The sequence below is a fragment of the Agrococcus sp. Marseille-P2731 genome (assembly GCF_900117395.1).
Lineage (GTDB): Bacteria > Actinomycetota > Actinomycetes > Actinomycetales > Microbacteriaceae > Agrococcus.
In genome coordinates this window covers 923,435-943,644 of record NZ_FPEG01000003.1, presented here as the reverse complement: position 1 = coordinate 943,644, position 20,210 = coordinate 923,435, and the positions used below count along the sequence as shown (strand labels likewise).

The window sequence follows — 20,210 nt, the reverse complement described above, 5'->3', positions numbered from 1 at the left end:
GGGCGGCGGGCAGCGGTCGTAGGCGAGCGGCCTACACTTGCCACCATGCTGTCGGGAGGTCGCCTCGCGCGCCGGCGCGCGACCTCGTGCGCCGTCGCCCTGCTCGCGACCGCGGCGCTCGCCGCACCCCTGCTGGCCCCCGCAGCGGCCTCGGCGACGGGCGTGCCGGACGAGACGGCGCAGCAGGTGCCCACCGTGCGCATCGCCCCCGTCGACCCGCTCGTGGGCGACGGCGAGGGCCTCGTGGTCGAGCTGGAGTTCGACAACGCGGGCCAGGAGCCCACCGCCGCCTCGACCGTCGACGTGCTGCTGACCTCCGCGCCGATCAGCACCCGCTACAGCCTGAGCCGCTGGTTCGCCGGCGAGGGGTTCCTGGCCAGCTCGGTCGTCGCGACGGTCAACGTGCCGGCGCTCGGCGCCGACGACGACCACGCCATGCGCACAACGATCAGCGCTGAGCAGCTGGGGCTCGATGGTCGCGCGTGGGGCGCCTACGGCATCGCCGCGGCGACCGAGACCTACGGTGGCGCGAACAGCGTCGTGGTGCGCGACGTCCCTGGCGAGGCACAGCCGACGACCCTCGCGCTCGCCGCCCCGATCGACTCGGGCGTCGACGCCACCGGCCTGCTCGACGCAGCAGCGCTCGAGGCGGAGACCGACTTCGGCGGCGGCGCCTACGGCGCGCTCGACGCGGCGCTCGACGCGGGCGCGACGATCGGCATCGATCCGGCGTTCGGCACCAGCGTCGAGGCGCTGGGGGCGGATGCGCCGGAGGCCGCGGTCGAGTGGCTCGAGCGCGCAGACACCCGCGAGACCTATCCGCTGCTCTACGGCAACGCCGACCCGCTCGCGCAGCTGCGCGCCGACACCTACCCGCTCGAGCCCCTCGGCATCCCGCGCGCAGACGGCCGTCGCCCGCTGCCTGCGTCGTTCGGCTCCACCGGCAGCCGCGAGCCCGTGATCGACGCCACGAGCACGAGCGTGCAGCAGGCGGAGCTCGCCTCGCTCACCGAGGCCGGCACGCTCGTGCTCTCCACCGGGATGCTCGACGAGGAGCTCGGCGGCGCGACGCCCAGCGCCGGCGTCGAGATCGACGGGGTCCGCCTGCTCGCCGCCGACGCGCAGCTGCAGCAGCTGGTCGTCGAGTCCGCCTCCACCGATCCGCTCGAGGCGTCCGCCGTGCGCGCGCAGGTCCTCGCACTGCTGGCCACCGTCACGCGCGAGCGGCCGAGCGATCCGCGCATCCTCGCGGCCGTGCTGCCGCCGGTGACGCGCGGCGACGCATCCGCCCTGCTCGACGATCTCGCGGGGGCGCAGTTCGTCGAGACCACCGACCTCGATGCAGCGCTCGAAGGGCCCGCGCGCGAGGCCGCGCTCGCGCCGGTCGACGAGCCGGCGCTCGGCGACGGCGCGGCGCTCGTCTCCGAGGCGCTCGAGGAGGAGGCGGCGGTCGCGAGCATCGCCTCGATCGTCGACGAGCCCAGCACGCTGCTGGCCGAGCTGCGCCTCGCGCTGCTCGTCGCCCTCCCCGATGCCGGCACCCCCGTGACCGACGCCGACCGCACAGCGATCGCGAGCCTCGCCGGCACGCTGAACGAGGTGCGCAACGCCGTGCAGATCGTGCCCGGCAGCCCGATCCGCGCGGTCGGCGAGAGCGTCGGCCTGCCCGTCACGATCACGAACACGCTCGACGTGCCGGCGAACGTCGTGCTGACGCTCCGCCCGACGAACGCGCTCGTGAGCGTCGACCAGCCGCGCGTCGAGGTGACGATCGCCCCGAGCAGCCAGCAGCGCGTGCAGGTGCCGATCGACGTCGTCGGCACCGGCGGCCTGTTCGTCCTGACCCAGCTCTACACCCCCGACGGCGTGCCGCTCGGGCAGACCGAGCGCATGAGCGTCTCTGCGCAGCCCACGATCGAGGTCGCGGTCGCCTGGGCGCTCGGCGCGGCGATCGTGCTGCTGCTCGGGTTCGGCATCCTGCGCTCGATCCAGAAGCGCCGCCGCGGCGAGACTCGCGGCGACATCGACCTCGCGAGCCGAGACCAGAGCGGCAGCACCCCCGGCACGACCCAGGAGGAGACCGCGTGAACGCTGGCAGGGCGAGCGCGATCATCGCGTCGGGCACGATGGTGTCGCGCGTGCTCGGCTTCGTGAAGATGGTCGTGCTCGCGGCCGCGATCGGCCAGTCGGGCTCGGCTGCCGCTGAGACCTTCGGCCTCGCCAACCAGCTGCCCAACAACGTCTATGCGCTCGTCGCCGGCGGCGTCATGAGCGCTGTGCTCGTGCCACAGATCGTCAGGGCGTCGAAGGCTGCCGATGGTGGCGAGTCGTACGTCTCGAAGATCCTGACGCTCGGCGGCACGGTGTTCCTGCTGCTCGCGGCCATCGCGACGGTCGCCGCCCCCTGGCTCGTGCAGCTCTACGCGGTCAGTGCGGGCGATGGCGGGCTCGGCTTCACGAACGAGCAGATGGCGCTCGCCACCGCGCTCGCCTACTGGTGCATGCCGCAGATCCTGTTCTACGCGATCTACACGCTGCTCGGCGAGATCTACAACGCGCGCGGCCAGTTCGGCCCCTACACGTGGGCGCCGGTCGTCAACAACGTCGTCTCGATCGCGGGCCTGGGCGCCTTCATCCTGCTGTTCGGCGGCGAGCGGGTGAACCGCGCCGTCCAGGTCTGGGATGCCGACCGCATCGCCATCCTCGGCATCGTCACCACCGCCGGCGTCGCGGTGCAGGCGCTCGTGCTGGTGCTCTTCTTCCGCAAGACGGGCATGCGCTTCCGGCTCGACTTCGGCTGGCGCGGCGTGGGCCTGCGCGCCACCGGCAAGGCAGCGCTGTGGCTCTTCGGCATCGTCATCATCGGCCAGATCAAGGGCGTCGTGCAGTCGCGCGTCGCCTCGATGGGTGAGGTGGCGAACATCGCCACGATGCAGAACTCCTGGTTCGTGTTCTCGCTCCCCCACTCGATCATCGCCGTGTCGATCGCGATCGCCTACTTCACCCGCATGTCCCATCACGCGAGCGAGTCGAACATGGCGGGCATCCGCACCGACCTCTCCTCGGCGCTCCGCGGTGTCGGCATGCTCACCACGATCTCGGCCTTCGCGGTGGCCGTCATCGCGGTGCCCTTCGCCCGCCTGCTCGACCCCGAGTTCGAGCTGATGCTCGCGATGGCGCAGGTCATCTGGGCCTTCCTGATCTGCCTCGTGGCGTTCAGCGCCGAGTACGTCATCCAGCGCGTCTTCTTCGCGCTCGGCGATACGCGCACCCCCTTCTTCTACGCCTGCTTCGGCATGTTCGTCACCTTCGCCCTCCTGTGGGCGGCCTCGACCCTGCCCGGCGAGTGGATCATCGTCGGCACCGCGCTCGCGGTCTCGGGCGCCAACCTGATCTCCTGCTCCATCTGGCTCATCCTCGTGCGCCGGAAGATCGGCCCCTTCGGCTTCAAGCTCATCGCGCTGCGCCACCTGCAGTACCTCGCCTTCGCCCTGCCTGCGGCTGCTGCAGGCGCCGCGACCGTGTGGGCGATGGGTGGCTATCGGCCCGGTGGTTTCGGCACGCTGAACTTCGCCGGGGCGATCACCACTTCGCTCACGGCAGGCGTCGTCATCGCCGTGATCTACTTCGGCCTGCTCTACCTGACGCGCAACCCGGACTTCCGCGCCACCGTCGCCATCGTGGTCGGCAAGCTCCGCGGCGGCCGTGGCGGCGGCCTCCCGCCCACCGGGACCGACCCGGCCTGAACGGGTGGTGCTCCGCCGACGCAGAGGCGGTGCACACGCTCGCCCTCTAGCATGGCGATCGGTCGGGGGCGGATGCCTCTCACGACCACGCAGGGACGTCAGGAGGCGTGCATGGCGAGTCCGCTCATCCGCATCGCGGCACCGCTGCTCGTCGGCGCGCTCGCCGGCGTCGGCGCGATCGTCGCCGGCAGCCTCACGCGCGAGCGCGAGCAGCAGCGCGAGCTCGCCGCACCGTCTCGGCCGCTCGCGGTCGAGGGCTGGTGGTCGTCGGATGCCTCCTCTTCGCTCGCGCACGCGCACCCGGCGGTGCTCATCGTGGACGCCGACACCGCGCGCCTCGTCGACTCGTGGGATCGACGCATCCGCGACCGCGTCGTGCAGCCGGTCGTGCGCCGCACGCCGGAGTGGCCCGCCGACGGGCTGATCGTCGTGGACGCCGCGACGGGCGACCTGCTGACCGAGCTCCGGGGAATGCCGACGACCTAGAATCGGTTGTCTCGGGAGCAACCCGCCATGACCCAGGAGGTCTCGTGCACGACGTCATCATCATCGGTTCCGGGCCGGCCGGCTACACGGCAGCGATCTACGCAGCGCGCGCCAATCTGCAGCCGATCGTGCTCGCCTCGAGCGTCGAGATGGGCGGCGACCTCATGACCACGACCGAGGTCGAGAACTTCCCGGGCTTCCCCGACGGCGTGCAGGGCCCCGACCTCATGTTCGCGATGCAGCAGCAGGCCGAGCGGTTCGGTGCCGACGTGCGCATGCAGGATGCGACCGAGCTCGAGCTCGACGGCGAGGTCAAGCGGGTGCACGTGGGCGACGAGGTGCTCGAGACGCGCACGCTGATCTTCGCGACCGGCTCTGCCTACCGCAAGCTCGGCGTCGCCGGCGAGGAGCCCCTGTCGGGCCACGGCGTCTCGTGGTGCGCGACCTGCGACGGCTTCTTCTTCAAGCAGAAGCAGCTCATCGTCGTCGGTGGCGGCGACTCCGCGATGGAGGAGGCGACGTTCCTGACGAAGTTCGCCGACAAGGTGACGATCGTGCACCGCTCCGACCGCTTCCGCGCCAGCGAGGTCATGCTCGACCGCGCGCGCGCCGACGAGAAGATCGAGTTCCTGACGGGCGCGGTGGTCGAGCAGATCACCGGCACCGACGTCAACGGCACGCAGCAGGTCTCCGCGGTCACGCTGCGCGACACCACGTCGGGCCAGACCTGGGAGATGCCGATCGACGGCGTCTTCGTGGCGATCGGCTCCGACCCGCGCACCCACCTGGTGCACGGCAAGCTCGACCTCACCACCGAGGGCACGATCGCGGTCGACGGCCGCACGTCACGCACCTCGGTCGCCGGTGTCTTCGCCGCGGGCGACGTCATCGACCCCACCTACCGGCAGGCGATCACCGCAGCGGGCTCCGGCACCGTGGCGGCGCTCGACGCCCAGCACTACCTGGCCGCGCACGCCGTGCCGGCTCTCGCAACCGCACCTACGGAGGCAGCACTGTGAAGGAAGTCACCACCGCATCGTTCGAGCAGGACGTGCTGAAGTCTGAGAAGCCCGTCGTCGTGGACTTCTGGGCTGCCTGGTGCGGCCCGTGCCGCGCGGTCAGCCCGATCCTCGAGCAGATCAACGACGAGACCGAGAAGCTCGACGTCGTCAAGGTGAACGTCGACCAGGAGCCCGACCTGGCCATGCGCTACAACATCACGTCGATCCCGGCGATGAAGGTCTTCCAGGGCGGCGAGGTCGTGCACGAGCTGATCGGCGCGCGCCCGAAGCCCGCGATCGAGCAGGAGCTCGCGAAGTTCCTCTGAGCGCGCACGCATGCGTGAGGGCCCCCGGGATGCGTTCCGGGGGCCCTCACTCGTGCGGCAGCCGCATCGTGCGGCGGCGCGCTCCGTCGCTCACTCGGCGGCCGGCTCCTCGGATCCGAATCCCTGCTCCCCCAGCTGCGCCAGGATGCGGTTCAGGTCGGCGACGGTCGCGAAGTCGATCGTCAGCTGGCCCTTCGAGCGGCCGAGCGTCACCTTGACGCGCGTGTCGAGGCGGTCCTCGAGGCGCACTGCGATCTCGTCCAGCCCGTGCTGGAGCGCGCCCTTCGTCGGCGCCTTGCGCGGGCTGCGCGTCTGCACGAGCCCTGCGGCGGCCTCCGCAGCCCGAACTGAGAGATCCTCATTGACGATCTTCGCGGCGAGCTGCTCCTGAGCCTCCACCGTGGAGAGCGACAGGATCGCGCGCGCATGGCCAGCCGAGAGCACCCCTGAGGCGACGCGCGTCTGGATGCCCTCCGGGAGCTTCAGGAGCCGGATGGTGTTGGAGATCTGCGGACGACTGCGCCCGATGCGCCGTGACAGCTCCTCCTGCGTGATCGCGAAGTCCTCCATCAGCTGCTGGTACGCCGATGCCTCTTCGAGCGGGTTGAGCTGCGCGCGGTGGAGGTTCTCGAGGAGTGCATCGCGCAGCATGGCGTCATCGGCGGTGTCCCTGACGATCGCCGGGATCGTCTCGAGACCGGCGCGCTGGCTCGCTCGCCAGCGCCGCTCCCCCATGATGAGCTCGTACTGCGTGCCATCCTCGCCGAGGGCCGCGGGCCGCACCACGATGGGCTGCAGCACACCGAACTCGCGGATCGAGTGCTCGAGCTCACTGAGATCGTCCTCGTCGAACACCGTGCGCGGCTGGCTGGCGTTCGGGCGGATGGCCGTGGGGGCGACCGCGATGAGCGTCGCACCCGGCACCTCCAGCAGCGGCTGATCCTCTTCCTCGCCTGAGAAGAACACGTCGACGGGTCGAGATCCCGCCTTGGATGGCCGACGGCGGCGTGCCGGGGCGGTGTCGCTGGGCGGCGTCCGCGAGCCGTCAGAGGTCGTGCGCTCCGAGGCTGGATCCGGGGACGTGTCGGGTGCGCCCTCGATGACCGACGGACCAGTGGGGATGAGCGCGCCGATGCCGCGCCCGAGCCCTGCCTTCTTGCTCATGCGGTTCCTCTGCGTGCGATCTCCGTGGCAGCCTCGCGATACGAGAGCGCTCCGGGTGAGTTGGGGTCGTAGGCGATCACCGTCTGGCCGTAGCCCGGGGCTTCCGAGACGCGCACCGAGCGGGGGATGACCGCTTCGAGGGTCTGCTCGGGGAAGTGCGCCCGCACCTCGTCGACGACCTGCCGTGACAGCAGCGTGCGGCCGTCGAACATCGTGAGGAGCACGGTGCTCACGTCGAGCTTGGGGTTCAGGTGCGCTTGGATCCGACCGATGGTGTCGAGCAGCTGCGTGACGCCCTCGAGCGCGTAGTACTCGCACTGGATCGGGATCAGGACCTCGGTCGCGGCGGTGAACGCGTTGATCGTCAGCAGCCCCAAGGATGGCGGACAGTCGATGAACACGTAGTGGGGGGGCTCCCCCGTCGTCGAGAGGTGCGCGTCCAGCGCCTCTCGCAACCTGTGCTCGCGTCGCTCCATGCCTGCGAGCTCAAGATCGGCACCAGCGAGGTGGATGGTCGACGGCACGACCTGCAGCTGCTTGCTCTGCGGGCTGATGGCGATCGCATCGGTGAGTGACTCGCCGTCGATGAGCACGTCGTACGTGCTCATGACGTCGGCGTGGTGATCGATGCCGAGCGCGGTGGATGCGTTGCCCTGGGGATCCAGATCGAGCACGAGCACGCGCGCACCGCCCTGCGCGAGGGCAGCAGCGAGGTTGACGGCGGTCGTGGTCTTGCCGACGCCGCCCTTCTGGTTCACCACGGTGAAGATGCGCGTCCGTGAGGGCAGTGGCAGCTGCTGCGCCGAGAGCGCCTGCCGGCGGCGCGCCATGGCGGCGAGCTCCCGGGCGATCGGAGTCGTATCGAACTTTCCCGTGGTCACGCGTGCCTTCCTGAATGATGTTTCACGTGGAACATCGCGCCGAGCGCGACGAGCCGAGTGGGATGCGGTATCCAGTCTGGACCGCGCGCGCCGATTCGCAAAGTCCGCAGCCACTCACGCAGGGCCACGGCCACGCCCGTCGGGTGGCGCGTGACTTGTCCACACGGCAGACCTCGCCTGTGGACAACTCCACTGGACCTCAACGCGGAGGTGAGCCTTATGGGGTACACGCCAACTTCCGCGAGTTTCCGCGGAAGTTGCACCTAGCCCGAGCGCTGCCATCGCCTACGCACGTGCCGTGCGCGACGCAGTTGTCCACAGTTCTCCACAGGCGGCCCCCGACCGCTGTTACGAACGACCACGTGGCGTGGAGGACCCGCACCGGCCCAGTACGCCAGCAACACTGCTCGATCTCGAGGTTCACTCGAACGCGCAGCGCCCTCATCGGGCTCGCTCAGCGGTAGCGGGGCCCACGGCCCGCGCCGGATCGTTCTCACATGAGTCGAGCGCTCGTCGCAAACGGCCGCGCCTGCCGCACCTCCGCACTGCAGCCTCAGCTCCGAGGTGCATGCGGAGTGCAGCGCGATCAGCGCGCTCCTTCTGACCTTGCCCTGATGCGCCCCATTATGCTGCCGCGCTACTACGGCCCCCTCGGAATGCGCGATGGCATCGGCGCCCTCGCCAGCCTCGACGACCGGTGTTTCACGTGAAACAGTGCCGTCGCCTCAGCCACGCGCGCCCCCAGCAGCGTGCGCTCGCGCGCGCAGCTCGGGCTGCATCGTTCCGTCCTCCTGCGTCTCGCAGGCGTTTCACGTGAAACACCGCGGCAGATCGAGTATCTACGAGCCTCGGCACGGATCGAGCGCATCTCCTGACGCTGAGCCACCCCAGGACCACCCGCCGCCACCGGTGCTCCGCGCGTTACCGAAGCCGGTGTTTCACGTGAAACACGCGGCGCTGGGCGCGCACCGACGGAATGACGACTCGCCGCGCGTGTCCTCGCCGAGAGGTGCACGACCGGCCGGGCCGACCATGCCGTCGTCTGGATGAACCAGCACGTGAGATTCAGCCTCCGTTTCACGTGAAACGCCGGTCGAGCCACGCCTACGCACAATCATCGCGTGGGCAGCATCTCTGCCTGACTCCGCCGATCTCGCGAACAGCGGTGCTGTCATACTCGCAGGTGACGCCGCTCGGCTCTCAGCGAAACCCCCATTAGGGCACCCGAGGCGCGCCGCACCCGCAAAGCAACCCGCTCGCAGTGAGAATCCAGCGTCGGAGCGCGGGCGCCGCTGGCACCGCGCACGTGCACCGTGCGGCGAGAGCCGCGGCACCATCCGCTCACCGCGACGGGCTCCGACACGCGTGTTTCACGTGAAACGCCCGGAGTCCGCGAGCCGGCATCGTCCTGACGCCCACCGAAGTGCACCGGCTGCCCGCAGCACTCCTACGGGGAGAGCCGACGCTCAGGGGTCGACGACCGCCCGCACCACGCGCGTCGTGTCGAGGCCGTGCCCAGCACCGAGGTCCAGGACCTCCACGTCATGCAACCGATGCTTGCGGATCACCTTCTGCGCAGCGGCGATCTCTTCCTCGGCACGACCGCCCTTGAGCAGCACCAGCTGCCCGCCACTGCGGACCAGGGGAGCGGTGAGGGGGATCAAGGTGCGAAGAGCGGACACCGCTCGCGCAGTGATCTGGTCCAGGGGCTTCAGCAGCCCCGATCCGTGCAGCTCCTCGGCCCGAGCTCGCAAGACGGTGACATTGGTCAGACCCATCCGGTCGACCTCGCTCTGCAGCCAATCGGTGCGACGCTCCATCGGCTCGATCAGCGTCAGCTCGACGTCTGGCCGAGCGATCGCCAGCACCAGGCCAGGCAAGCCGGCACCCGACCCGACATCGCCCACACGCCCGTGCAGCAGCGGTGCGACGAGCGCAGAGTTGAGGATGTGTCGACTCCAGAGCTGTGGCAGCTCGCGCGGTCCGATCAGGCCGAGCGTCTCGCCGTGCTCCGCGAGCGACGCGGTGTACGAGCGTGCCAGCGCGATCCGGTCCCCGAACAGCGCGACCGCTGCAGCGGGCTCCTCCTCGAGCAAGGGTGCAGTCGGCGGGGGAGTGGGTGCTGCAGCTGTCGGCACAGCAACACCATCTCGATCCGCATCAGCGGCGGCACGCGGCATCTGCCGGTCGGGGCGCTCGTCGTGCGACACCGTGGTGACAGGATTCAGGCAGGGAGCACGACGATGTGGCGGTCGGCCGCCTCACCCTCGGACTCGCTCGACAGTCCGCGATCGCGGATGAGGTCGTGGACCAGCTTCCGCTCGTAGGAAGACATGGGCTCGAGCGCGATACGCTCCGCCCCGTCCTCCAGCGCGGTCGCCGCTTCGTCGACCATCGCCTGCAGCTCCTCGGCCCTGGCGTCGCGCGAACCGGCCACGTCGAGCACCAGGCGAGAGAACTCACCGGTCTGCTGCTGCACCACCAGTCGCGTCAGCTCCTGCAGCGCCGAGACCACCTCGGGCTTCGAGAGCCCGCCGAGGTCGTCGCCGGCCTCGCCGACGACGATCGTGGTGCGCGCATCCGACTGGTCGATCTCGATGTCACCGTCGAAGTCGGCGATGTCGAGCAGGCCCTCGATGTAGTCGGCGGCGATCTCGCCCTCGTCGACCTCGGCGTGCTCGTCCCGCACGGACGTGTCCTGCTCCGTCATGCTCAGCCCTCTCGCTGCGACTTCGGCCGCTTGCCGCGCGGCTGCTGCCGCTGGGTGCGGATGTCGATCTCTGCCTGCGTCTCGCCGGGCTTCGCCTCGTCGACGGCCGGGAGGCCCATGCGCTGCCGCTTGCGAGCCAACCGCGCCTCGCGCGCGAGCGCGGCCTCGGAGCCGGGCGTCGGCAGCTTGTTGATGATGATGAGCTGCTGCACCAGCGTGTAGATGTTGGAGACGAGCCAGTAGAACATCGTGCCGAGCGGGAAGAGCCACGCGGACACGAGCAGGAACACCGGGATGATGTACAGCAGGATGCGCTGCTGCTTGTACATCGGCGACTCCTTCATCGCCGGCGTCTGGTTCTTCGTCATGATCTGCAGCTGCGTGTAGAACTGCGTCGCGCACATGATGAGCGTCAGCAGGATCGCCGTGATGATCACGGGGATGCTGCCGGTGGCGAAGCCCGCCTGCATCGTCATGTGCAGCGGGACGATGCCGAACAGCGTGGACTCGCTGAACAGCCGTGCGAGATCGATCGTCAGCAGGCCCACGCCGGGCTTCACAGCGTTGGCATCGGTCAGGACCTGCACCAGGCCGAGGAAGATCGGCATCTGCACGAGCAGCGGGAGGCACGAGGCGAAGGGGTTGGTGCCCGCCTTCTTGTAGGCCTCCATGGTCTCGCGCTGCATCGCCTCGCGGGAGAACTGATCCTTCTTGCCCTTGTACTTCTTCTGGATGCGCTGGATCTCGGGCTGGATCTCGAGCGACTTGCGCGAGGAGACGATCTGGCGCACGGTCAGCGGGATCATCGCGCTGCGGATCACGAGCACGAGGCCCACGATCGAGAGCACCCAGGTGAGGCCGGAGCCGGGGTCACCGCCGAGGCTGGTGACCACCCAGTGGAATCCGACCAGGATCGCCTCGATGACCCACTTGATGGGCCACATCAGCAGGGCGAAGATGTCCAAGCTGTCACTGCTCCTTGTGGGCGAGCACGAATCCCGCCCGAGTCGTTGCGAACCGCTCTCGCGGCTCTGGGATGTCGTCGACCCCGCCTGCCGCCCACGGGTGGCAGCGGAGCAGGCGCCTGGCGCCGAACCAGATGCCGCGCACCACCCCGTGCTGCTGGATCGCCTGCATGGCGTATCGCGAGCAGCTGGGGTAGTAGCGGCACACGTCGCCGTAGAGCGGTGAGATCACTGCCCTGTAGGCGACGAGGATCGCGACGCAGACGTTGCGCGGCAGGAGCATGAGGCTCCTCACCGGCGCACCAGCAGCGGCGCGATGCCGGCCCTCAGTGTAGCCAGGTCGGCTATGGCTGCCGCAGGAAGGGCCCGGATGACGATGTCGGCCGTCTCGATGTCGCCGAGCTCGGCGCGCACGACCTCGCTCAGGCGTCGCTTCACTCGGTTGCGGATCACGGCGTTGCCGACCTTCTTGGACACGATGAACCCGAAGCGGGCGACTGCCGCTTCGGGTTTCGCGCGGTGCACCACCGCGAGCTCGCAGCCCGCGCGGCGACCGGTGCGCACGATGCGACGGAAGTCATCGCCGCGCACGATCCGGTTCGCCTTCGCGAGCACCTCGCTCGGTCTTACGCCGAGAGCTCGGTGCGGCCCTTGCGACGGCGTGCCGCCAGGATGCCGCGGCCGGCGCGCGTGCGCATGCGGAGGCGGAAGCCGTGCTTCTTGGCGCGGCGGCGGTTGTTCGGCTGGAACGTGCGCTTGCTCATGGTGTTCTCCCGTGGTCCGGCGCAGTTCGCGCCGCAAGTCATGGTGGCGAGCCGACGGGCTCGACGATGCGCCGCACTGCGGGCGCGGCAACCTGACGAGCATACGCGAAGCACGAGCCCCGGTCAACGGAGCGGAGGTCTGATCCGCGCCACGCCGCTCGGGTGCCAGCGAGACTTGCACGGGATGGTCTATGCGTGCAGACTCGACTGATCCGCGTCACGCAAGGTGCCATTCGAGCGTCGGTGCGAGCGGACCTCTCATCCACACATCCTGTGGATAATGGTGTGGATAGCACCCGTCACACGACTGTTCTCGGAGAGGAACCGCATCCGATGGCCCCGGACGACAGCACCGGACACCTCTGGTCCTCCGTCCTGGCGACCCTCGAGGTCGACAACCGGATTCCCCCGTCGTTGCGCGGATTCCTCGACCTCGTCGAGCCGCAGGGCGTCATGGGATCGGTGCTCTACCTCGACGTCCCGAACGACCTGACGCGCGACATGCTCGAGCAGCGCCTCCGGCTCCCGGTCACGGAAGCCCTTGTGGAGAACGCTGTGGAGATCTCGCAGTTCAAGATCGTCGTGAACCCGCAGCTCGAGCGCGAGGAGCCGCTGCCGGACCTCATCGACGACCCCGCCTCGGACCCCGTCGTCGCACCCGTCACGAGCTACGAGCGCGAGCCGGGCGAGAAGAACCAGCGGCGTGTCGACTCGCGGCTCAACCCGAAGTACACCTTCGACAACTTCGTCATCGGCGGCTCGAACCGCTTCGCACACGCTGCCGCTCTGGCGGTCGCCGAGACGCCGGCCAAGGCCTACAACCCGCTGTTCATCTATGGCGACTCGGGCCTCGGCAAGACGCACCTCCTGCACGCGATCGGTCACTACGCCGAGGGGATGTACCCGGGGATCCGGGTGCGCTACGTCTCGAGCGAAGAGTTCACGAACGACTTCATCAACGCCATCGCGAACAACCTGAACCAGTCGTTCCAGCAGCGGTACCGCGAGGTCGACGTGCTGCTGATCGACGACATCCAGTTCCTGCGCGGCAAGGAGTCCACGCAGGAGGCGTTCTTCCACACCTTCAACACACTGCACGATCACAACAAGCAGGTCGTGATCACCTCGGATGTCGCGCCCAAGCACCTGCAGGGCTTCGAGGAGCGCATGGTGAGCCGCTTCGAGTGGGGTCTCATCACAGATGTGACGGTGCCGGATGTCGAGACGCGCATCGCGATCCTGCGCAAGAAGGCGGAGGCCGAGCGCATCCAGATCCCCCCGGAGGTGCTCTCGATCATCGCCGACAAGGTGCAGTCGAACATCCGCGAGCTCGAGGGCACGCTCATCCGCGTCACCGCGTTCGCGAGCCTCAACCGGCTGCCGGTCACGATGGAGCTCGCGCAGACGGTGCTGAAGGACCTCTTCTCGTTCGACGAGGAGGCACCCGTGTCGCCGAGCGACATCATCAGCCACACCGCTGCCTACTTCAAGCTGACGGTCGACGACCTGCACGGCTCATCGCGGTCGCAGACGATCGCGCTCGCTCGCCAGATCGCCATGTACCTGTGCCGCGAGATGACGAGCATGTCGCTGCCGAAGATCGGCCAGCTGTTCGGCAACCGCGACCACACCACCGTGATGTACGCGAACAAGAAGATCGAGAAGCTCATGCAGGAGCGGCGCTCGGTCTACACGCAGGTGACGGAGCTCACGGCGCGGATCAGGCAGCGCGCTGGAGCTTAGGGCGAAGGCCCTGTCGGGCTTTCGCCGCGACGCCCTCCCCTTGGTCTCGAGACGCGTGCGCCTTCGGCGCGCGCTCCTCGACCGACGGCTCGCGCGCCTTCCCCAGCGACCGGGGAGCGCACCCAAACCCTCAACGTGCACTTCATGTGGTTCGACCTGTGGAGAAGCAGCGCTGCCTGTGCACAACGTGGCTCGGGCTGTGAGCGCGGTCGAATGACACATCCGTCGCCCTCCACCGAGGTGTGGATGCGCGTCAACAGGCGCTCTACAACTTCCACGCTTGTAGTTCCCATGCCACGAGCCGCGAGGAGCCCGCGGTTCCACAAGTTCCACAGGGGTTATGAATGACAGTGTGAGTGAGAAGAGGATTCGGCGAGCTGCCAACCATGACGGTCGGCGGTCGAGGAGGCCACGGGTCGCAGGACGCGAGGCTGTGCCACAATCGACACCGCCGCCAACGCTCTGCGGTGCGGCACTGCCTTGCGACGCCTTCAGCGCCGAAGCATCTGCTCAGTGAACGAGGGAGACCCGTGAAGTTCGTCATCAACCGCGATGTCTTCAGCGATGCCGTGTCGTTCGCCGTGAAGCTCCTCCCGCAGCGGCCGACGATGCCGATCCTCAGCGGCGTGCGCATCGAGGCGACGCCCGAGGGAGTCGTCTTCTCGTCCTTCGACTTCGAGTCGTCGGCGCGCACCTCGGTGCAGGCCGATGTCGAGTCCGAGGGCGTCGTGCTGGTCTCCGGCAAGATGATGAGCGACATCGCGGCGAAGCTGCCCCAGCGCGAGGTGCGCGTCGAGGATGACGGCACGAAGGTCTCGATCCGCTGCGGCAACGCCAACTTCTCGCTCGCCAAGATGCCGCTCGAGGAGTACCCCACGGTCCCGACCGTCGAGGGCCGCACCGGCGTCGTCGAGGGCAAGGCCTTCGCCGAGGCGATCGGCCAGGTCGCGATCTCGGCATCGCGCGAGGACGTCACCCCCGTCATCACGGGTGTGCAGCTCGAGGCCTCCGACACCACGCTCACGCTCATCGCCACCGACCGCTACCGCGTCTCGGTGCGCAGCATCCAGTGGGATGCCGGCGACGCGACGGAGGCCCTGACCTCGCTCGTGCCCGCCCGCACCCTCACCGAGGTGGGCCGCACCTTCGGCGGTGCCGACCGCATCCAGATCACCATGAGCGAGCCCGGCGAGCGCCAGCAGATCGCCTTCTCGACGACCGATCGCACCGTCACGAGCCTCCTCATCAAGGGCAACTACCCGCCCGTCCGTCGGCTGTTCCCCGAGGCGATCGACCACCACGCCGTCGTGAGCACCTCAGAGCTCGTCGACGCGACCCGTCGCGTGCAGCTCGTGCTCGACGCCGAGGCCGCCATCCGGTACACCTTCAGCGAGGGCCAGGTGCAGCTCGAGGCCATCGGCTCCGAGCAGGCGCAGGCCTCCGAGATCATCGATGCGGTGCTCGAGGGCGACGACATCGTGCTCTCGATCAAGCCGCAGCTGCTCATCGACGGCATCCAGGCGACGCACTCCGAGTTCGTGCGCGTCTCGTTCACGCACTCCGAGAACACGAACAAGCCCGGGCCCATGCTGATCCGCGGCCAGACCTCGCGCGACGACGCAGAGGCCACCGACTTCAAGTACCTGCTGCAGCCGAACCTGCTGCTGCGCTGATCCGCGCAGATCGCGACGAGGGAGCTCCATGACGACGCACATCGGACTGATCGGCCTCGGCAAGATGGGCGGCAACATGCGCACCCGCCTCGAGCAGGCGGGCATCGAGGTCACCGGCTACGACACGAACCCCGAGATCAGCGATGCTGCGAGCATCGATGACCTCATCGCGGCACTGCCGGCGCCGCGCGTCGTCTGGGCGATGGTGCCTGCTGGCGCTATCACGGATGCCGTTGTCACCGAGCTGGGCGCGAAGCTGTCGGAGGGCGACCTGGTGATCGACGGCGGCAACTCGCGCTTCACGGAGGACGAGCGTCACGCCGCGCAGCTCGCGGAGCGTGGCGTGCGCTTCGTGGATGTCGGCGTCTCCGGTGGGGTCTGGGGCCTCGAGAACGGCTACGGACTGATGGTCGGTGGCGAGCGCGCCGACGTCGAGGAGCTCATGCCCGTGTTCGACGCGCTGCGGCCCGAGGGTCCGCGCGAGGAGGGCTTCGTGCACGCGGGCCCGACCGGCGCCGGGCACTACGTGAAGATGGTGCACAACGGGATCGAGTACGGCCTGATGCAGGCCTATGCCGAGGGCTTCGAGCTGCTCGAGCGCAAGGAGCTCGTGCACGACGTCGCCGGCTCGTTCAAGGCCTGGCAGCGCGGCACGGTCGTGCGCTCCTGGCTCCTCGACCTGATGGTGCGCGCGCTCGACGAGGACGACGACCTCTCGGAGATCGAGGGCTACGTCGACGACTCCGGAGAGGGCCGCTGGACGGTGGAGGAGGCGATCGCGAACGCGGTGCCGATGCCGGCCATCTCGGCGTCGCTCTTCGCCCGCTTCGAGTCGCGGCAGGATGACAGCCCCGCGATGAAGGCGGTCGCCGCGCTCCGCAACCAGTTCGGCGGACACGCGATCAAGAAGGTCTGAGTGCGCGTCAGTCGGCTCGCCCTGACCGACTTCCGCAACTATGAGGTGGCGGATGTCGAGTTCGCGCCCGGTGCGAACCTCCTGGTCGGTCGCAACGGGCAGGGCAAGACCAACATGGTCGAGTCGCTCGTCTGGATCGCGACGGGCTCGAGCCACCGCGTGCCGACGGATGTCGCGCTCATCAGGGCGGGGGAGCAGCAGGCGATCGTGCGCTGCACCGTCACGAACGACGAGCGGGCGTTCCAGCTCGACGTCGAGCTGAACGTGCGCGGCGCGAACCGCGCGCAGGCCAACGGGCAGAACGTGCGCATCCGCGACCTGCCGCGCTACCTGCAGGCGGTGCTCTTCAGCCCCGAGGACCTGCAGCTGGTGCGCGCCGATCCCGGTGGCCGCCGCCGCTTCCTCGACGAGCTCGCCGTGATGCGCGCACCACGGCTCACCAGCGTCCACAGCGATCTCGACCGCGTGCTGAAGCAGCGCAACTCGCTGCTCAAGAGCGCTCGCGCCGCGCGGCTGCGACCGGATGACATGACCACGCTCGAGGTCTGGGACGGCCGGCTCGTCGACCTCGGCCTCGAGGTCATGCGCACGAGACGTACCCTGGTCGACGAGCTCTCGCCGCACGTCGCGGCGGCATATCGGCTCGTCGCCGGTGACGAGCACGACGCCCGCATCGCGCTGATCACGAACGTGCCCGACTCCGCTGATGCGTTCCGTGCGCTGCTGGCAGAGCGCCGTCGCGACGAGCTCGACCGCGGGGTCAGCCTCGTCGGCCCGCACCGCGACGACCTCGAGCTGCAGCTCAACGACCTGCTCGCGCGCCACTACGCGAGCCACGGCGAGTCGTGGTCCTTCGCGCTCGCGCTGCGCCTCGCCTCCGCAGAGCTGCTGCGCGACGGGTCCGGCGGCGACCCCGTGATGATCCTCGACGACGTGTTCGCCGAGCTCGACGCCGGTCGGCGCCAGCGCCTGGCCGAGGCGGCGAGCGGCTTCGAGCAGGTGCTCATCACCGCCGCCGTCGAGGACGACGTGCCGCAGGCGCTTCGCGACCACCGCATCCGCATCGATGCCGGCGCGGTGGTCGTCGATGCGTGAGCTCGCGCCCACGGAGCCGGAGCGCGTCTGGCTCCGCCTCAAGGCGAAGATGGGCGACCCGGCGATGGTCACGCGCGATGGCCGCCGGCGCTCGCGCAGGGATCCGGATGCCTCCGTGCCGTTCGGGAAGGGACGCGACCCGAAGGGGCTCGGCGATGTGCTCGCCGGCTTCGCCGACGACCGAGGGTGGACGACGACGCTCGCGCGCGCCGACGTGATGGTCCACTGGCCGGAGCTCGTCGGGGAGGAGAACGCCGGTCGCACCGAGCCGGTCTCCTTCGAGGAGGGCGTGCTGACCGTGCGCTGCGCCTCCACGGCCTGGACCCAGCAGATGCGCATCCTGCGGGCGGAGACCACCACGCGGATCCTCGCCCGGTTCCCCGACTGCGGTCTGACGCAGGTGCGCTTCATCGGGCCCGACCTGCCGAGCTTCAACCGCGGCCGCCGATCGGTGCCGGGGCGCGGGCCGCGGGATACGTGGGGCTAGGGCGGCATGGGCGGCTACGCTGTCTGACACCCGTCTGAGGAGGACCGATGCCGCGCCCATCACGCACGCACGACGCCGTCGACCAGCTGCTCGACGCGATCATCGACGGAGCGCTCACCGCCGGTGAGCAGCTGCCCCCCGAGGGTCAGCTCGCCGTGGAGTTCGGCGTCTCGCGACTGACGATGCGCGAGGCGGTGCGACTGCTGCAGGCGCAGGGCGTGATCGTGCAGGTGCCCGGCAGCAGGCACCGCATCGCTCCGGTCGCGGAGTGGACGGGCATGGATGCCGTGGTGCGGCACGCGCGCAGCGCCGGGCAGCGCAAGCAGTCCTCGCTCGAGCTGCTCGAGGTGCGCATGATGATCGAGACCGGGGCCGCGAGGCTCGCGGCCGGGCGCAGGACGGATGAGGACCTGGCAGTGCTCGAGGATGCGCTCGTGCGCATGTCCGAGCACCACGAGGCGGGCGATGTCGACGGCTTCGTCGCCGCCGACCTCGACTTCCACGACGCCATCATCCGCGCAGCGGAGAACCGGATCCTCGTCGCAGCCATCCGCCCGCTCACCGCGATGCTCGAGGAGACGCGCGGGGAGACGAGCGCGGTGCACGCGATCCGCGAGCACGCCATCGCCGAGCACCGCACGGTCCTGGAGGCGATCCGCGCAGGCGGGGCGACGGAGGCTCGCGACGCGATGGCGCGTCACATGCAGCAGACGCATGAGGATCTGGTCGGGCTCGTCTTCGGCTGAGCGCCGGATCGCTGCGATCGGCGTGAGCGCCGGATCGAGGGTTGACATCGCCCGCCGACGCAGTGAAGATATCTGATATCTGACCAGAACACAGGAGTTCTCTTGCACCTCGACGACCTGCTCGCCCCGCTGCCCGCGCCCCTGCAGATCGACGCCGCCGACGTCGCCGCGGCTCGCGCCGCCGACCTGGTGCTGATCGTCCTCGACGACGACCCGACCGGCACGCAGTCGGTCGCGGGGCTCCCGGTGCTCACCAGGTGGGACGCCGCCGACCTCGACTGGGCCCTCGGGCAGGACGCGGCTGCCGTCTACGTCCTGACCAACACCCGCTCGCTCTCGGAGTCGGGCGCCGAGGCCCGCAACCGCGAGGTCGTCGCCGTGGCGCTCGAGGCCGCACACCGCGCCGGCAAGCGCGTCTCGTTCGTCAGCCGCAGCGACTCGACCCTGCGCGGGCACTTCCCGCTCGAGACCGACGTGCTCGCCGAGGCCGTCGCCCAGCATGGCGGTGCTGCTCCCCACCTCACCATGCTCATCCCCGCGTTCCCGGACTCCGGCCGCATCACCGTCGACGCCGTGCACTACTGGGTGGTCGACGACGAGGCGACGCCCGTGGGCCAGACGCCCTTCGCCGCCGACGCGACCTTCGGCTACCGCGCCTCCGACCTGCGCGACTGGGTCGAGGAGAAGACGCATGGCCGCGTGCGCCGCGACGACGTGGCAGCGCTCACGATCGACATCATCCGCGCCGGCACCGCGGCGGTCACGGGCTTCCTCCGCGAGCTCGCTCCCGGAGCGGTCGTCGTGGTCGACGCGGTCGACGAGCATGACATGCGCCAGGTCGCGCTCGCGCTCCACGAGCTCGATCGCGAGGGTGTCACGTCACTGCTGCGCATCGGCCCGCCGTACCTGCGCGCGCACATCGGCCAGCCGATCGCCGAGCCGGTGACCGCCGATCGCATCGAGTTCGCCAACGATCGCGGCGGGCTCGTCGTCGTCGGCAGCCACGTGCCGCTCACGACCGCGCAGCTCGCGGCGCTCCAGGCCGACCGCCCCGACACGGCCACCGTCGAGCTCGACGTGCGATCCCTCATCGACGAGCGCCGCGAGCAGCACCTGGCACAGCAGGCGGATGCGGTGGCCCGCGCGATCGAGCACGGCACGGTGATCGTCCACACGAGCCGCGAGCTCGTCACCGGGGCCGACGGCGATGCGAGCCTCGACATCGCGCGCCGCGTCTCCGCCGGCCTCGTCGAGCTGGTCGCGCGCGTGCTCGAGCTCGCGCCGCCGCGCTTCGTCATCGCCAAGGGAGGGATCACGTCCAGCGATGTCGCGAGCGAGGCGCTGCAGATCCGCCGCGCGCAGGTCGTCGGCCCGATGCTGCCGGGCATCGTCTCGCTCTGGCAGCCGCAGGTCGGCCCGGCCGTCGGCATCCCCTACGTCGTCTTCGCCGGGAACGTCGGCACCGAGCACTCGCTCTCGCTCGTCGTGCGCACGCTCGCCGACTGAC

The 20,210-nt window shown here is 69.6% G+C and carries 20 protein-coding genes; 12 read left to right on the top strand and 8 right to left on the bottom strand.

Translation table 11 applies throughout. From position 1 onward, the window contains the following. The first annotated feature begins 45 nt into the window (after positions 1 to 45). From BQ6202_RS12670 to trxA, 5 genes are all read left to right on the top strand, one after another. Positions 46 to 2,088: a DUF6049 family protein gene (locus tag BQ6202_RS12670; protein WP_072314756.1), complete on the top strand. Its 2,043-nt coding sequence runs from the start codon at positions 46 to 48 to the stop codon at positions 2,086 to 2,088. Beyond that, on the top strand, positions 2,085 to 3,746 hold the full coding sequence (gene murJ / locus BQ6202_RS12665) for a murein biosynthesis integral membrane protein MurJ (protein ID WP_083587274.1): 1,662 nt from the start codon (positions 2,085 to 2,087) through the stop codon (positions 3,744 to 3,746). The genes BQ6202_RS12670 and murJ overlap by 4 nt, the downstream gene beginning before the upstream one ends. Before the next feature lie 111 nt (positions 3,747 to 3,857). Then, entirely contained in the window at positions 3,858 to 4,232 is a 375-nt protein-coding gene (locus BQ6202_RS12660) for a hypothetical protein (protein ID WP_072314755.1), read from the top strand. A 44-nt stretch (positions 4,233 to 4,276) separates the two neighbouring features. Continuing rightward, positions 4,277 to 5,251: a thioredoxin-disulfide reductase gene (gene trxB / locus BQ6202_RS12655; protein ID WP_072314754.1), complete on the top strand. Its 975-nt coding sequence runs from the start codon at positions 4,277 to 4,279 to the stop codon at positions 5,249 to 5,251. After that, the gene (gene trxA, locus BQ6202_RS12650; protein ID WP_072314753.1) at positions 5,248 to 5,559 is read left to right on the top strand and encodes a thioredoxin; all 312 of its coding nucleotides are present in this window, start codon (positions 5,248 to 5,250) and stop codon (positions 5,557 to 5,559) included. The genes trxB and trxA overlap by 4 nt, the downstream gene beginning before the upstream one ends. Positions 5,560 to 5,649: 90 nt before the next feature. Here trxA and BQ6202_RS12645 read toward each other — a convergent pair whose 3' ends face one another. From BQ6202_RS12645 to rpmH, 8 genes are all read right to left on the bottom strand, one after another. Further along, complete coding sequence (locus BQ6202_RS12645; protein ID WP_072314752.1) at positions 5,650 to 6,723, bottom strand: ParB/RepB/Spo0J family partition protein; 1,074 nt, start codon at positions 6,721 to 6,723, stop codon at positions 5,650 to 5,652. Continuing rightward, the gene (locus BQ6202_RS12640; protein ID WP_083587273.1) at positions 6,720 to 7,553 is read right to left on the bottom strand and encodes a ParA family protein; all 834 of its coding nucleotides are present in this window, start codon (positions 7,551 to 7,553) and stop codon (positions 6,720 to 6,722) included. The genes BQ6202_RS12645 and BQ6202_RS12640 overlap by 4 nt, the downstream gene beginning before the upstream one ends. 1,517 nt (positions 7,554 to 9,070) lie before the next feature. Beyond that, a complete protein-coding gene (gene rsmG, locus BQ6202_RS12635) occupies positions 9,071 to 9,700 on the bottom strand; it encodes a 16S rRNA (guanine(527)-N(7))-methyltransferase RsmG (protein ID WP_072314750.1) in 630 nt (209 codons plus the stop codon). A gap of 128 nt (positions 9,701 to 9,828) precedes the next feature. Next, complete coding sequence (locus tag BQ6202_RS12630) at positions 9,829 to 10,314, bottom strand: Jag family protein (RefSeq protein WP_072314749.1); 486 nt, start codon at positions 10,312 to 10,314, stop codon at positions 9,829 to 9,831. A gap of 2 nt (positions 10,315 to 10,316) precedes the next feature. Further along, positions 10,317 to 11,279, bottom strand: coding sequence for a membrane protein insertase YidC (gene yidC / locus BQ6202_RS12625; RefSeq protein WP_072314748.1), 963 nt, complete (start codon positions 11,277 to 11,279; stop codon positions 10,317 to 10,319). Between the two features lie 4 nt (positions 11,280 to 11,283). Beyond that, a complete protein-coding gene (gene yidD, locus BQ6202_RS12620) occupies positions 11,284 to 11,562 on the bottom strand; it encodes a membrane protein insertion efficiency factor YidD (protein WP_072314747.1) in 279 nt (92 codons plus the stop codon). An 8-nt stretch (positions 11,563 to 11,570) separates the two neighbouring features. Further along, complete coding sequence (gene rnpA, locus BQ6202_RS12615) at positions 11,571 to 11,894, bottom strand: ribonuclease P protein component (RefSeq protein WP_072314746.1); 324 nt, start codon at positions 11,892 to 11,894, stop codon at positions 11,571 to 11,573. A gap of 11 nt (positions 11,895 to 11,905) precedes the next feature. Further along, positions 11,906 to 12,043: a 50S ribosomal protein L34 gene (rpmH, locus tag BQ6202_RS12610; RefSeq protein WP_072314745.1), complete on the bottom strand. Its 138-nt coding sequence runs from the start codon at positions 12,041 to 12,043 to the stop codon at positions 11,906 to 11,908. Between the two features lie 333 nt (positions 12,044 to 12,376). Here rpmH and dnaA point away from each other — a divergent pair, with 333 nt between their 5' ends. From dnaA to BQ6202_RS12575, 7 genes are all read left to right on the top strand, one after another. After that, the gene (gene dnaA / locus BQ6202_RS12605; protein ID WP_072314744.1) at positions 12,377 to 13,786 is read left to right on the top strand and encodes a chromosomal replication initiator protein DnaA; all 1,410 of its coding nucleotides are present in this window, start codon (positions 12,377 to 12,379) and stop codon (positions 13,784 to 13,786) included. Positions 13,787 to 14,316: 530 nt separating this feature from the next. Further along, positions 14,317 to 15,459, top strand: a complete 1,143-nt coding sequence (gene dnaN, locus BQ6202_RS12600) for a DNA polymerase III subunit beta (protein ID WP_072314743.1) — start codon at positions 14,317 to 14,319, stop codon at positions 15,457 to 15,459. A 28-nt stretch (positions 15,460 to 15,487) separates the two neighbouring features. Next, positions 15,488 to 16,375, top strand: a complete 888-nt coding sequence (gnd, locus tag BQ6202_RS12595) for a phosphogluconate dehydrogenase (NAD(+)-dependent, decarboxylating) (RefSeq protein WP_072314742.1) — start codon at positions 15,488 to 15,490, stop codon at positions 16,373 to 16,375. Next, positions 16,376 to 17,470: a DNA replication/repair protein RecF gene (gene recF / locus BQ6202_RS12590; RefSeq protein WP_072314741.1), complete on the top strand. Its 1,095-nt coding sequence runs from the start codon at positions 16,376 to 16,378 to the stop codon at positions 17,468 to 17,470. It begins immediately after the preceding gene. Then, entirely contained in the window at positions 17,463 to 17,957 is a 495-nt protein-coding gene (locus BQ6202_RS12585) for a DciA family protein (RefSeq protein ID WP_159433647.1), read from the top strand. Before recF ends, BQ6202_RS12585 begins: the two co-directional genes overlap by 8 nt. Before the next feature lie 47 nt (positions 17,958 to 18,004). Then, a complete protein-coding gene (locus BQ6202_RS12580; RefSeq protein ID WP_072314739.1) occupies positions 18,005 to 18,703 on the top strand; it encodes a FadR/GntR family transcriptional regulator in 699 nt (232 codons plus the stop codon). Between the two features lie 102 nt (positions 18,704 to 18,805). Then, complete coding sequence (locus BQ6202_RS12575; protein ID WP_072314738.1) at positions 18,806 to 20,209, top strand: four-carbon acid sugar kinase family protein; 1,404 nt, start codon at positions 18,806 to 18,808, stop codon at positions 20,207 to 20,209. The last annotated feature ends 1 nt before the right edge of the window (position 20,210 follow it).